A 14,467-nucleotide genomic window follows, 5' to 3' on the forward strand; every position below is an offset into this window, starting at 1 on the left:
CACATTTAAAAGAGGATAAAAAAAAGACAGCGATTTACCGCTGTCTTAGATTAAATATTGGATACTTGTTGCAACGGAAAATCCTTCACGACCGTCACGAACTGACCTTCACTAAATGGATAGCCAGACTTTGTAATCTTCACTTTGACGATTTCACCGACCATTTCTTCCGAAGCCGGGAAGACGACTTTCATGTAATTATCGGAATAGCCCTCATAAAGGCCATTTTCCAACTTCGTTTCAGGAATGACTTCAAGAACTTCCCCCTCGAATCGGGAGGCATACTCTTTTGCCAGCTGATCCGACAACGTGATAAGGCGATGTACGCGCTCATTCTTGACATCTTCATCGACTTGATCTTCCATACGGGCAGCCGGAGTCCCTGTCCGTTTTGAATAAGGGAAAACATGAAGTTCGGAGAATTTATATTTTTCTATAAAGTTAAATGTCTCCATGAATTCTTCTTCTGTTTCACCTGGGAAACCTACGATGACATCAGAGGTAACAGCAAGACCCGGAAGCGCAATTTTCAACTTCTCGATCCGATCCCCGAAGAAATCCATCGTATATTTACGTCTCATCCGTTTTAGAACTGTATCGGAACCCGATTGGATTGGTATATGCAAATGACGTACAACTTTTTTCGAATTCGTCAGCACTTCAATGATCTCATCTGTAATCTGGCTGGCTTCGATGGATGAAATACGGATACGCTTCAATCCATCGACTTTTTCCAAGTCACGCAGCAGCATCGCCAAATTATAGTCTTTCAAATCGTCTCCGTAGCCGCCAGTATGAATTCCGGTGAGGACTAGCTCTTTATAGCCTGCCTTGACAAGCTGTTCAGCTTGGTTAACGACTTCCTTTGGATCGCGGGAACGCATCAAGCCACGGGCCCAAGGGATGATGCAGAAAGTACAGAAATTATTGCAACCTTCCTGAATCTTAAGTGAAGCTCGTGTACGGTCTGTAAAAGCTGGTACATCCAACTCTTCGTAGACACGGTTTTTCATGATATTCCCTACGGCATTGATTGGCTCACGCTCAACCTTGAATTGCTCGATGTAATCAAGAAGTTTAACCCTGTCCTGTGTTCCTACAACAATATCCACACCTGGTATGGCCATGATTTCTGCCGGTGAAGTCTGTGCGTAACATCCCGTTACCGCTATGACGGCATTCGGATTTTTACGAATGGCACGACGGATGACCTGACGGCTCTTCTTATCGCCAGTGTTTGTCACCGTGCATGTGTTGATGACATATACATCGGATGTATTTTCAAACTCAACACGATCATATCCTCCAGTTTTGAATAATTGCCATATGGCCTCTGTTTCATAATGATTCACTTTACAGCCTAATGTATGGAAAGCGACCGTTGCCATTTTTCATCACCTCAAAAGTTCTACATGATAAGAAACAGCGGAAAGTGCATATAAAGGTGCTGTTTCAGTTCTTAATATTCTTGGTCCAAGACCGCAAGCCATAAAACCGGCATCAGTCAGTTTTTCTATTTCCTTATCTGCTAAACCACCTTCAGGCCCAAAAACGAATAAGATGGATTGCCCAGCGGTGATATCTTTCAAGACAGAAGCGAGCACAGAAGTTTCCCCCCGTTTTGCCACTTCTTCAAAAGCGATTAATTTATGATCGAAACCGGAAGCATAACCAGCTAGCTGATCTGCCGTCATCGGTTCCTTGATGGCAGGGATAACCGTGCGGTGAGATTGCTCAGCCGCCTCTTTTGAAATCTTCTGGAGCCTCTCCAATTTTTTACCTACCTTTTTGTGGTCCCATTTTACCACCGAACGAGCAGCAATAAAAGGGATAAATTCAACGGCACCCAGTTCAGTACCCTTTTGAACGATATATTCCAACTTATCCCCTTTAGGCAGACCGCTCGCTATCACAACCCTTACAGGAAGTTCCTTTTCTTCATTCTTCCATTCGGAAACGGTCCCTATAACAGCATCATCAGTAATTTCCGAAATTTCCGCGACAGCTGTCATACCATTACTTTTTACCGTAATGATCCGCTCCCCTGGTCCCATCCTCATCACCCTGGCGATATGGTGAAAATCATCGCCTGATATCGTCACCGTGTTTCCTTTGATGTCTACATCGTTAAGAAAATACCGTTGCATACTGCCACCCACTTCGTCTAGTCTAAAAAACTCACAGGCTAACAGTCAGGAATCCAGAATGCAAGCCATGCAAAGATTCAAGCTAAAAAAAGGTACTCTGACTATCAAAATACCCGATAATCAGAGTAACTTTTTCAATTAATCATTTCTTTTCGCGATTATTGCCACCCAATCTTCCATCAAGATCGTTTCCTCAATGGTGAAACCAGATGCAATAATCGCATCCTTCACATCTTGTTTCTTAGTTTGAATGATTCCGGAAGCGATGAAATGTCCGCCAGGTTTAACGACTTTCGCTACATCATCCGTAAAACGCATGATCACCTCGGCAAGAATATTAGCCACGACGATATCCGCTTGTTCATTCACACCGTCCAGCAAATTGCCTTGTGAAACGGACACTTTATCCTGCACGTTATTTATTTCCACGTTTTGTATGGCTGACTGTACTGCCACTTCATCCAAATCAAGGGACTGGATTCGTTTTGCGTCCAATAATGCAGCTGCAATGCTTAGAACACCAGAACCCGTTCCTACATCAACGACTAAATCCCCAGGCTGTACTGTACGCTCCAGCGCTTGGATGCACATGACCGTCGTCGGGTGTGTACCCGTTCCGAAAGCCATGCCTGGATCAAGTTCAATGATCAATTCGTCACTGCTAACTGGAGTGTAGTCTTCCCATGTTGGCACGATGGTAAAACGTTCGGATATCTTGACGGGGTTATAATATTTTTTCCAAGCCGTCGCCCACTCTTCCTCATTCACTTCACTAATTGAAACAACATTTTTCCCAAGGTCTATATCAAAAAGAAGGAGATTATTGATTGATTCCTTAATAGCATCAACGGTATCGTTAAGAAAGCTGTTAACGGGCAGATAAGCCTTAATGACTACACCTTCATCCGGATAATCATCTGGGTTTAAGTGGTAGATTTCGCCAAAAACATTTTCACGTTCCTTGACTAATTCTAGAGGATCCTCAATGACAACACCGCTCGCACCTGCCTCATGAAGAATATTCGAAACAGGTTCAACCGCTTCATTCGTTGTTTGGATTGCAAATTCAGACCACTTCATAATCTACCAACTCCCAATTTGTTCTTTTACTTTTATTCACCTATCTTTAAAAGCACGCTTTACTTTTGAGAAAAAGCCATCATCTTGTTCATCTACGCCTTGTCCGCTGATATCACTAAACTCACGAAGCAAGTCCTTTTGTTTTTCCGTTAATTTCTTAGGGGTGACCACTAATACGACCACATGCTGATCTCCTTGGCCATACCCTCTTACATTCGGAACACCTTTGCCTTTTAAACGGAAACGAGTGCTTGTTTGTGTACCTGCTGGAATCTTCAGCTTCACTTTTCCATGCAGCGTCGGAACTTCTATTTCATCACCCAATGCTGCCTGGGCAAACGTAACCGGCATTTCACAATAAATATCATCGCCATCCCGCTCAAAGAATTCATGGCTGCGTACATGGAAGACTACATACAGGTCTCCCGCCGGACCGCCATTTATTCCTGGCTCTCCTTGGCCGGTTACACGCAACTGCTGGCCATCATCAATTCCTGCTGGCACCTTGACTTGGATTTTTTTACGTTTTTGGACTTTTCCGTCGCCGCCGCATGTTGAACATTTATTAGGAATGATTTTTCCTGTACCTTGACAATGGTGACATGCTCTCCGGTTCACAATCCTTCCGAACGCTGTGTTTTGTTCAACATTCAATTGACCGGTTCCATGACAATGTGAACAGTTTTCCACTTTTGTACCAGGTTTGGCACCGGATCCTTTACATGTATCACAATTCTCTTCACGCGGAATTTCAATCTCAGTTTCTTTTCCGAATGCAGCCTCTTCAAAAGAAAGCGTCATCGTATACTGTAGGTCCGCCCCTTGACGCGGTGCATTAGGATCTCTCCTGCGACCGCCGCCGCCAAAGAAGCTACTGAAAATATCTTCAAAACCGCCGAAACCGCCAAAGTCCTGACCGCCAAAGCCTTGATTGGGATCTGTATGTCCGAATTGGTCATAATGGGCCTTTTTCTGTTCGTCACTCAATACTTCGTAAGCTTCCTTGATTTCCTTGAATTTATCCGCAGCATCGTCCGCTTTATTAATATCAGGGTGATATTGTTTGGAGAGCTTTCGATACGCTTTTTTGATTTCATCCTTCGAAGCACTTTTCGAAAGGCCTAACACCTCATAATAATCGCGTTTACTCATATCTAAAATCCACTCCCGATTCGATTCACATAAAGGTAATATTATCACTGAACGAAGATAATAATCAACTAGAAAAGTACAAACGGCGTTGACACATTTTTGTAATTGGTACTGCCAGCCCCGATTTGCACATCTTTTTCTCTAAAATCCCATGATTCCCCACCAGCGATTGAAACACTTCCTGACAATGATTCCATCCATTGTAAAAAAAGCCAAAGTCAAGATAACCTGACTTTGACTTTTTTACAATAGCAGGCAGAAACTAACTGCCCAATATTTCAGTGCCCCGATTGGGCCACTTTTTATTTTTTCTCTTCTTCGTTAACTTCAGTGTATTCAGCATCAACCACATTATCGTCTTGAGCTGTTTCGCCAGCACCGGCTTCTCCAGCTTGCTGAGCTTTTGCCGCTTCTTCATAAAGCTTCATTGTCAAAGCTTGAACGATTTCGTTAAGCGCATCTTTTTTCACGCGGATTTCTTCAAGCTCATTTTTCTCGATTGCAGCTTTCAGTTCATCCTTCGCTTCATTCGCTTTTGTTACTTCCGCTTCGTCCACTTTACCTTCTAGATCTTTCAGCGTTTTTTCCGTTTGGAAAACTAATTGATCAGCTTCATTACGAAGTTCAACTTCTTCTTTACGTTGTTTATCGCTATCGGCATTTTCTTCTGCTTCACGTACCATGCGTTCGATCTCTTCATCAGAAAGTCCTGAAGACGATTTGATAGTGATCGCTTGTTCTTTGTTCGTGCCAAGATCTTTCGCACGAACGTTCACGATACCGTTTTTATCAATATCGAATGTCACTTCAACTTGCGGAACTCCACGCGGTGCCGGTGGAATGTCACTCAATTGGAAACGGCCAAGAGTTTTGTTATCCGCAGACATTGGACGCTCACCTTGAAGGACATGGATATCAACTGCCGTTTGATTATCAGCCGCTGTCGAGAACACTTGTGATTTACTTGTCGGAATCGTAGTATTACGGTCAATCAGTTTCGTGAATACTCCGCCCATCGTTTCAATTCCAAGTGAAAGTGGAGTTACATCAAGAAGGACAACGTCTTTAACATCCCCTGTTAATACGCCACCTTGAATTGCTGCACCCATTGCCACCACTTCATCAGGGTTTACACCTTTGCTTGGTTCTTGACCGATTTCCTTTTTGATTGCTTCAACAACCGCAGGAATACGTGTAGATCCACCAACAAGGATTACTTTGTCGATTTCAGATGCTGAAAGACCAGCATCTTTCAATGCTTGACGTGTTGGTCCCATAGTGCGTTCCACAAGACCTGTAGAAAGCTCATCGAATTTAGCTCTAGTCATTGTTACGTCCAAGTGAAGCGGGCCAGCTTCTCCAGCAGTGATGAATGGTAAAGAAATTTGAGTTGACGTTACGCCGGAAAGATCTTTTTTCGCTTTTTCAGCTGCATCTTTCAAACGTTGAACCGCCATTTTATCTTTTGAAAGGTCGATTCCGTTTTCTTTCTTGAATGCTTCAACCAGGTAATCAATGATGACTTGGTCGAAATCATCCCCACCTAGACGGTTGTCACCAGCTGTGGACTTAACTTCGAAAACGCCATCTCCAAGTTCCATGATCGACACGTCAAATGTACCGCCGCCAAGGTCGAATACAAGGATCGTTTGATCTTCTTCCGTTTTATCCAAACCGTATGCAAGTGCTGCAGCTGTCGGTTCGTTGATGATACGTTCCACTTCAAGGCCTGCAATTTGCCCAGCATCCTTAGTTGCTTGGCGTTCTGCATCATTGAAGTAAGCAGGTACAGTGATAACCGCTTTAGTCACTTTTTCGCCAAGATACTCTTCAGCGTATGATTTCAAGTATTGAAGGATGATTGCAGAAACTTCTTGAGGTGAGTATTCTTTTCCTTCAATTACTTCTTTATGGTCAGTACCCATATGGCGTTTAATGGAGATGATCGTATTAGGGTTTGTAATCGCTTGGCGTTTTGCCACTTCCCCTACTTGCCTTTCTCCATTTTTGAATGCCACTACGGATGGAGTTGTACGGTTTCCTTCTGGATTCGGGATTACTTTTGGTTCCCCGCCTTCAAGTACAGATACACAAGAGTTTGTTGTACCTAAGTCAATACCAATAATCTTGCTCATAGTTTCACTACCTCCCAATTATTTATATGTAAAAATCTATTCGTTCACTTTTACCATTGCAGGTCGAATCACACGGTCTTTAAGAAGGTATCCTTTTTGGAATTCCTCGACGACGATGTTCGAACCGAAGTTTTCATCCTGAACTTGCATGACCGCTTGATGCAAACGCGGATCGAACTCTTCGCCAACCGAACTGATCGGTTCGATGCCTTCTTTAGACAATGCATCAGTAATCGCTTTATAGACCATTTCCATGCCTGATAGCAAGGATTTCGTCTGTTCATTTTCCGCTTCGATTTTTGTAGCTCTTTCAAAATTATCAAGAGCCTCCACTAAATCACTAGCAATGCTTTGAACTCTATATTTTTGAGCCGCCTCCATATCAAGCTTGGCACGGCGTCTTGAATTATCAAAATCGGCCTGCAGACGAAGATAACGGTTATCCATTTCCTCGATTTTCGCCTCAAGTTCAGCAATCTTTTCATGAGCCAATTGAAGTTCATCTTTTTCAACCGGACCTTGGTTTTCTTCCGCTGGAATTTCTTCTTCAGCGAAAACTGCTTCTGCAGAACTTTCCTCGATTGTTTCATTTTCCAATGTTTGTTCTTCGTTTTTATTTTCTGTCACAATCTCACCTCCCTAAAAGGGTTATACAATTTATGCTAAAGTAATATGCCAGGCCGCGGAATATGCTTCTCCGCCACCTTAACAATATTACCTTTGCTACTATTTTTGATACAGTTTTGTCATCAGGGCCGTTAAATCTTTCGAGAAGAACGAAAGCAAACTGATCACTCTCGAATATTCCATTCTCGTTGGACCCAATATGGCCAATGTGCCAACTTGCTCCTGCCCGATTGAGTAGGTCGCCGTAATCAAACTGCAGTCATCGAGCACTGTGTTTTGATTTTCACGGCCGATCTTGACGTGGATGCCCGATGGATTTTGAGTAATTAGTTCATAAAATCCCTGTTCCTGCTCAATCATCGATAAAAGCGTACTTACTTTAGCAATATCATGGAACTCCGGCTGCCTCAGCATATTCGTTTTCCCGCCAAAAAATATTTTTTCGGGCTTTGTGTCCGTCAGGGTCTCCGCAAGGGTCGAGACCATCGATCCATAGTTATGAATGTGGCGGCTCAATAGAACTGCCACTTCCTTATAGATCTTATCCTTTAGATCAACTAGCGGAACATCGACCAAACGGGAATTCAATATGTTCACCATCTTCTCGATTTCGTTTATATCAAAAGAAGGCGGTAAGGAAATCATTCGATTTTCCACATGACCTGTATCTGTAATGATGATGGCTATTGCCGTTTCAGGACTTAAAGGAATGATCTGGATTTTTTTCAGCTTATGCTCATTCACTTTTGGCCCCAGTACAATCGCCGTATAATTCGTCAGTTCCGAAAGTATTTTCGCTGACTTCTGTACGATCTTTTCCAATTCATAAATTCGTTCTACAAAAACGGATTTTAATATCTTCACTTCATTCTTTTTCGGAGCTTGAGGAGAAAGTAAATGATCCACATAATATCTATACCCTTTTTCAGAAGGGATCCTACCGGAAGAGGTATGGGTTTTTTCTAAAAATCCCATTTCTTCAAGATCGGACATTTCGTTGCGAATTGTGGCAGAGCTGAACGTAATTTCATCTTTCTTCGACAAGCTTCGTGACCCGACTGGCTGGGCAGAATGGATGAAATCCTCGATTATCACTTGTAGAATCAATAATTGACGATCAGTTAGCATGTATGATCACCTCTGTTAGCACTCTGTCTCATCGAGTGCTAATATACTAATAAATTATCAAATGAAGCTTATGATGTCAACAATGAAAACCGCTAATTCACCGTTAAAATAACTTGAGTTTCCTTCAGTCGGAATCAATAACGCCCAAAAATGATTGGAACACTTCATTTCCAAGCAGTTTGCCCTGCTCAGTCAAGCGCACGAACCCGCCTTCCACCTTAAGCAGACCCTTTGCCGATCCTTCTTCGAGCGGTTTCCTGAAAATCTCCGTCATTTCAACAAAAAATTTATTCTTGAAGATTTCCAATGAAACTCCTTCCGTTTTCCGGAGCCCCAAAAACATCTCCTCTTCCATCCGTTCATGAAGCGGTACTGGGTGCTCTTCCAATACAGGCAGTTCGTTCGCCAGCAATGGCGTGATATATTTCTTCACAGGTCCATGATTGGCAACCCTTTTACCTCCAGTATAGCCATGTGCACCGGCACCAATCCCATAATACTCCACATTATCCCAATATGTCAGGTTATGCCTGCTTTCAAACCCAGTTCGGGCAAAATTACTGATTTCATATTGATGCAGACCATGCTTCTCCATCTCTTCCATCAGTTTCTCATACATCGAAGCCTCGAGCTCCTGAGGCGGCAGGTTCAATTTACCCCTTCGCATCTGGTTATAAAAAACAGTCTTCGGCTCAACGATCAATGAGTAGCTGGAATAGTGCGGCAATTGAAGGGCAATCGCTTTATCCAGCGTATCCTTGAAATCTTCCATCGTTTGGCCCGGCAATCCATATATCAAGTCGATGCTGATATTCGTAAAGCCAACCTCTTGAGCCAAATGAATCGTTTCATATACTTCTAGAGCCCGGTGAGTCCGGCCTATTCGTTTTAACAATTCATCATTGAAGCTTTGCACTCCAAAGCTAAGTCTATTGACCCCTGAGTCATAAAGTATCTTCAGTTTTTCCCTAGAAAGGTCCCCTGGATTGGCTTCGAATGTATATTCAGCCTTTTTGGGATCAAAGGGCAGGGTTTCATTGATCGCTTCACATAAGAATGCAAGCTGCTTTTCATCAAGAGAGGTCGGTGTCCCTCCACCGACGAAAACCGTATCCAAACCGGCAGTCGGGTATTTGGAAAGCTGCATCACCATTTCCCTTTTCATCATCTGTAAATATTCTTCGACCGGCTGTCCCTGCAAAAATACTTTATTGAAATCACAATAGTGACAAATATGTTCACAAAATGGTATATGGAGGTAGGCGCTTTTAATCATTGTGTTCACAACCTTTTAATCGAATGAGTCGATAGAAAAAGAGGCTAGATTTCCTCTACCCTCTTTTTACTATCTATCGTTTATTTTATTTATTTCTTTGGTGTCGTATCATCCATTTTCAAAACAGCCATGAAAGCTTCTTGCGGCACTTCAACGGAACCTACCTGTTTCATCCGCTTTTTACCTTCTTTCTGTTTTTCGAGCAACTTACGTTTACGGGAAATATCGCCGCCGTAACATTTAGCCAATACGTTTTTGCGCATTGCACTAATTGAAGAACGGGCGATGATTTTTTGCCCGATTGCTGCTTGGATCGGCACTTCAAATTGTTGTCTTGGAATCAATTTCTTCAATTTTTCAACGATGACTTTACCGCGCTCATAAGCAAAGTCCTTATGAACGATGAAACTTAAAGCATCGACAGTTTCAGCATTCAGCAAGATATCCATTTTCACAAGCTTGGACGGTTTATAGCCGATCAGCTCATAATCGAATGAAGCATAGCCTCTTGTATTGGATTTCAATTGATCGAAGAAATCATACACGATTTCCGATAATGGTATTTCGTAGTGAATGCTTACACGGGTCTCATCGATATATTCCATATCAATGAAGTTTCCGCGTTTATTTTGACAAATTTCCATGATCGCCCCGACAAACTCCGTCGGCGCCATCATCGTCGCTTTGACATATGGCTCCTCGACCCGTTCGATCTTTTGAGCATCAGGCATATTAGACGGGTTATCCACTTTCAGGACCGTTCCGTCCGTTTGGACCACATCATAAATAACACTCGGTGCAGTGGTGATCAGGTCGATTTTGAATTCACGTTCAATCCGTTCCTGGATAATTTCCATATGAAGGAGTCCAAGGAATCCGCAACGGAAACCGAAGCCCAATGCTTGTGATGATTCCGCCTCGAACTGCAGCGCTGAATCGTTCAATTCCAATTTCTCCAATGCATCCCTTAAATCATTGAATTTCGATGCGTCAATTGGGTATAGGCCGCAATATACCATCGGGTTCATCTTCCTGTAACCCGGCAATGGTTCTGTCGCACTGTTCACGGCACTTGTAATCGTGTCACCAACAGTCGTATCACCAACGTTTTTAATGGCTGCCGTAAGGAAACCTACATCACCTACGTTCAGTTCATCCAACAGCTGGGTTTTAGGGTTGAAGACACCCAATTCGGTAACATCGAATTCCTTGCCAGTGGACATCATTTTGATTTTATCGCCCACTTTAATGGAACCCTCAACAACACGGATATAGGCAACTACACCTCGGTACGCATCAAATAGTGAATCGAAAATAAGCGCCTTGAAAGGAGCATCCGGATCACCTTGTGGAGCTGGAACCAATTCAACGACCTGTTCCAGAATCTCCTCGATTCCGATTCCCGCCTTAGCAGAAGCCAAGACTGCATCGGAAGCATCCAACCCGATCACTTCCTCGATTTCTCCACGCACACGTTCCGGATCTGCACTCGGCAAATCGATTTTATTGATGACCGGAATGATTTCCAGGTTGTTGTCCAATGCTAAATAAACGTTTGCAAGCGTTTGGGCCTCAATACCCTGTGCCGCATCGACAACAAGGACAGCTCCTTCACAAGCTGCAAGGCTTCGTGACACTTCATACGTAAAATCGACATGTCCCGGTGTATCAATAAGATGGAAGATATATTCTTCTCCATCTTTCGCGTTATATTTCAATTGAATCGCATTCAATTTAATCGTAATTCCACGCTCACGCTCTAAATCCATGGAATCCAACAGCTGACTCTTCATTTCACGCTGAGTCATGGCGTTCGTTTTTTCAATGATACGATCCGCCAATGTAGATTTACCATGATCAATATGAGCGATGATGGAAAAGTTACGAATTTTTGATTGTCTTTTTAATTTTTCTTCTCTATTCATGACGTTCACTCCCACTTGTCGACACAATACACTATTTTTTATTATATCAATAGAAAATGCAAGATTCAACAGAATAGTTACAAAAGAAGCCTCATTGCAGGGCATCGGATAAAAAAAGGCTGCATTCCGGATTCGGATGCAGCCTTTTGGCAGGGCACACTCAACTTACTTCATACCTAAATCATATCAATAAGTGCTTGAAAGGCCCCTGATATGGTCTCTCCAAGCGTTTTGCCGATCGATGAGAAAAAGTTGAAGGCCTTCATTTCTTCAAGCTTTTCTTTTTTCGTCTCCAAATCATGACTGGTTACTTTTTCGCCAAGGATATCCGCTTCCATCTCCCCTTGGTCCGATTGGTTAATAATGAATGCACTATTCAAAGAGGGATCTTCATACCCCTTCATTTTTTTCATCCCGTCGTTCGCTTGCTGCATCCCGATTAGAACACCTAAAAATAATACGAGCACAATCCCTGTACATTTCAACCAAAATCGAACCATGATAAGAGAACTCCTTTCAAATTACTGCGCTTCCGAATCCCCGGTCGGGTTATCCACTGCTTTGGCATCCCAGTAAAATTCACTGAAAACCTCGGTAAAGGCATCAACGGTCAAGTACATTTCCTCGAAAGTATTATCAACACCGCCAATTTCCAAGAGCATGGCATTGCCTGACAAATCCTGATTGTATACTCCATTATGTCCCGCTCCGCCTTGTTTCATAACCCCTCGTGAAATGCCAGGGTATTTTTTCTCCAAAGCTTTATGAAGCTTATTGGCAAGCGCTGCATTTTTTTCGAAGTTCGGGTTATTGCCCCCGACCACGAAGGCAATCTTGGCATAATCTTTACCGTTAATGTTAATGGTCGTATGTTTTTTTCGTTTAGAATCACGATGGATATCAATGATATATTCTAAATCTTTGTTATTGGCCAATGCCGTCTGGACGGATTTTCGTGACTCTTGATAGGATCTGGCATAATTCAATCCTTTATTATTCAGATTTCCCATGATATCCGTTTTATCGAGCGAGGAGCCTATCCCCTTATCAGCCATATCTTCAACCATCCGTTCCCCGAGTTTCGTAATATTGATTTTCGAATGATAGGCTAGATCCGGGTTAGTCACTCCTTTTAAATATGGAAGATATGACTCCCGGTTATGGCTATGGTATATCTCGACCACTTTCCGTCCATTTGTCGTTTGTTTCGGCTGATCGGCCACTCCTTTTTCCGGTTCTTCAATCTCATCCAGGTTTTGCAGGGATGCATCCCTTTCTTCATTCAGGACGTCCACTGGCGGCGAGGATTCGTATGGCATATTCGTATAATTCGTTCCTTCCCCGGCAACGAGGATCTCATTATCAAAAATCGAAAAGCCAGGAAGTTCCCTGCCAAGTAAGCTCCGCGGGTCCTCCAGCGAAATGTTGGTCGAAACTTTTATCAATTGATTCGTGATCATCGATTCCTGCTTACCTTCCGGCAGGGCATTAAAAAGATAATGGTTTTCATTGGCCAGCATCGAGAACAGCATTTTCCCCGAGAATTGGTTGGCTACAGTATGTACGGAATTAGAAGATATCCGATACTCCGGTCTTAGGGAAGTCATGACCCCACTGACTGAAAAAACAAAAAGAAGCAAGGCGAGAATACCTAGAAAAGTTTTTATTATTGTTGATCCGTGAACGGCTGTTATGATTCCTGGGGAATTTCTTCTTTTCATCCTTCCACCCTCTCTATAGCTTGTCTATTAATACCTATGACTTTGCTAGAAAGGGTAGAACACCATTTTTGGGCACTAAAAATGATTTAACGGGTGTAGTAGCCGGTATTATCTTGATTTATTGAATGATGCAAGGCTGCATTTAACCCATTGGCTATTAAATTGGCCATATCCTCAATGAAAACATCGACTTCTTTCGGTGTAACCATTAAATTTTGACCAAGCGGTGACAGTACCTCATAAATCAATTTCCGTTTCTCTTCATCAGGGAGGACACCTATCATTCCCAAGAAGGTTTGGCGCTCCTTTTCACCTGGCATATCCTCTTCTGTCAGCTTTGTGCGCTTTCCAAAACTGAATCCAGCGGGCGCCAGCGAACGTGATGGTCTGTCCCCTTCATTCAGTTCCTTGCCAAAGTGCTTCAAAATATAATCTATCGTATCGCTGGCAATTGATACGGCATCCACGACGGTAGGTATACCAATCGCTATAACAGGAACACCCAATGTAGCCTGGCTCAATTCTTTTCGTTTATTCCCAACACCAGACCCAGGATGGATGCCTGTATCCGTTATTTGAATCGTCGAATTCACTCGATCGATCGAACGGGCAGCCAATGCGTCTACGACGATCAGGAAATCAGGATTACTTTTTTCGATGACTCCTTTTATGATGTCACTCGTCTCGATTCCCGTAATCCCCATCACCCCGGGGGAAATCGCACTTACCGGCCGATAGCCTTCCTTGACGGACTCCGGCTGCAATTCGAACAAATGTCTTGTGACCACAAGGTTCTCAACGACTGCAGGCCCGAGAGCATCGGGAGTAACATTCCAATTACCAAGACCGACAACCAAACAACTGCTTTCTTTGGTGATTTTATTCCGTTTCAAAAAGGAAGCCAGTTCATTGGCGAACACCTTTTCCACCCGTTGCTGCGTATCCGTATCCTGCTGGCGGATCCCCTGCACTTCGATGGTCAAATAGCTGCCCTGCTTCTTCCCGATTTCTTTTTCACCCTCAGCCGTAACCTCGACTAAGGATACCTTCAGATCATCCACATCTTTTTCTTTAATAATGACCCCTTCGATACGGGATACATCCACTTCCTCTACAACACCTTTATGTTCAAGGGCAATTTCCTTTGCTTCAATCGCCAAATCTGTACGAATTCCGTATTCACTAAGGTCCAAATTATTTTCCATAACGGCCTCCTGATGTTTGAATTGAATCTAATCTAGTATTTTCAATAGTCTCTCTTAAACATTCTGTCGTT

General features: G+C 43.1%; 12 protein-coding genes. All 12 read right to left on the bottom strand.

All coding sequences use genetic code 11. The annotated features are described in order from the left end of the window. Positions 1 to 50: 50 nt before the first annotated feature. Complete coding sequence (gene mtaB, locus ACYP5M_RS08665) at positions 51 to 1,388, bottom strand: tRNA (N(6)-L-threonylcarbamoyladenosine(37)-C(2))-methylthiotransferase MtaB (protein WP_459734917.1); 1,338 nt, start codon at positions 1,386 to 1,388, stop codon at positions 51 to 53. Positions 1,389 to 1,394: 6 nt separating this feature from the next. Next, positions 1,395 to 2,147, bottom strand: coding sequence for a 16S rRNA (uracil(1498)-N(3))-methyltransferase (locus ACYP5M_RS08670; protein ID WP_101222609.1), 753 nt, complete (start codon positions 2,145 to 2,147; stop codon positions 1,395 to 1,397). Positions 2,148 to 2,285: 138 nt separating this feature from the next. Then, complete coding sequence (gene prmA, locus ACYP5M_RS08675) at positions 2,286 to 3,227, bottom strand: 50S ribosomal protein L11 methyltransferase (RefSeq protein ID WP_101222610.1); 942 nt, start codon at positions 3,225 to 3,227, stop codon at positions 2,286 to 2,288. Between the two features lie 36 nt (positions 3,228 to 3,263). Then, positions 3,264 to 4,379 carry a molecular chaperone DnaJ gene (gene dnaJ / locus ACYP5M_RS08680; protein WP_101222611.1) on the bottom strand — a complete coding sequence of 372 codons (1,116 nt, stop codon included), beginning with the start codon at positions 4,377 to 4,379 and terminating at the stop codon, positions 3,264 to 3,266. Between the two features lie 302 nt (positions 4,380 to 4,681). Further along, positions 4,682 to 6,514, bottom strand: a complete 1,833-nt coding sequence (dnaK, locus tag ACYP5M_RS08685; RefSeq protein ID WP_452444804.1) for a molecular chaperone DnaK — start codon at positions 6,512 to 6,514, stop codon at positions 4,682 to 4,684. A 36-nt stretch (positions 6,515 to 6,550) separates the two neighbouring features. Further along, positions 6,551 to 7,141 (bottom strand): nucleotide exchange factor GrpE, encoded by a 591-nt coding sequence (grpE, locus tag ACYP5M_RS08690; protein WP_101222613.1) that lies wholly within the window; start codon positions 7,139 to 7,141, stop codon positions 6,551 to 6,553. A 99-nt stretch (positions 7,142 to 7,240) separates the two neighbouring features. After that, positions 7,241 to 8,269 (bottom strand): heat-inducible transcriptional repressor HrcA, encoded by a 1,029-nt coding sequence (gene hrcA / locus ACYP5M_RS08695; protein ID WP_101222614.1) that lies wholly within the window; start codon positions 8,267 to 8,269, stop codon positions 7,241 to 7,243. Positions 8,270 to 8,393: 124 nt separating this feature from the next. Further along, positions 8,394 to 9,545, bottom strand: coding sequence for a radical SAM family heme chaperone HemW (hemW, locus tag ACYP5M_RS08700; RefSeq protein WP_101222615.1), 1,152 nt, complete (start codon positions 9,543 to 9,545; stop codon positions 8,394 to 8,396). A gap of 89 nt (positions 9,546 to 9,634) precedes the next feature. After that, positions 9,635 to 11,470, bottom strand: a complete 1,836-nt coding sequence (gene lepA, locus ACYP5M_RS08705) for a translation elongation factor 4 (RefSeq protein WP_095389815.1) — start codon at positions 11,468 to 11,470, stop codon at positions 9,635 to 9,637. A 176-nt stretch (positions 11,471 to 11,646) separates the two neighbouring features. Further along, entirely contained in the window at positions 11,647 to 11,970 is a 324-nt protein-coding gene (locus ACYP5M_RS08710; protein WP_053535740.1) for a YqxA family protein, read from the bottom strand. A 21-nt stretch (positions 11,971 to 11,991) separates the two neighbouring features. After that, positions 11,992 to 13,191, bottom strand: a complete 1,200-nt coding sequence (gene spoIIP, locus ACYP5M_RS08715; RefSeq protein WP_101222616.1) for a stage II sporulation protein P — start codon at positions 13,189 to 13,191, stop codon at positions 11,992 to 11,994. Positions 13,192 to 13,277: 86 nt separating this feature from the next. Then, a complete protein-coding gene (gene gpr, locus ACYP5M_RS08720) occupies positions 13,278 to 14,396 on the bottom strand; it encodes a GPR endopeptidase (RefSeq protein WP_230177034.1) in 1,119 nt (372 codons plus the stop codon). Positions 14,397 to 14,467: the final 71 nt, after the last annotated feature.

The organism is Peribacillus sp. N1 (genome assembly GCF_054600815.1).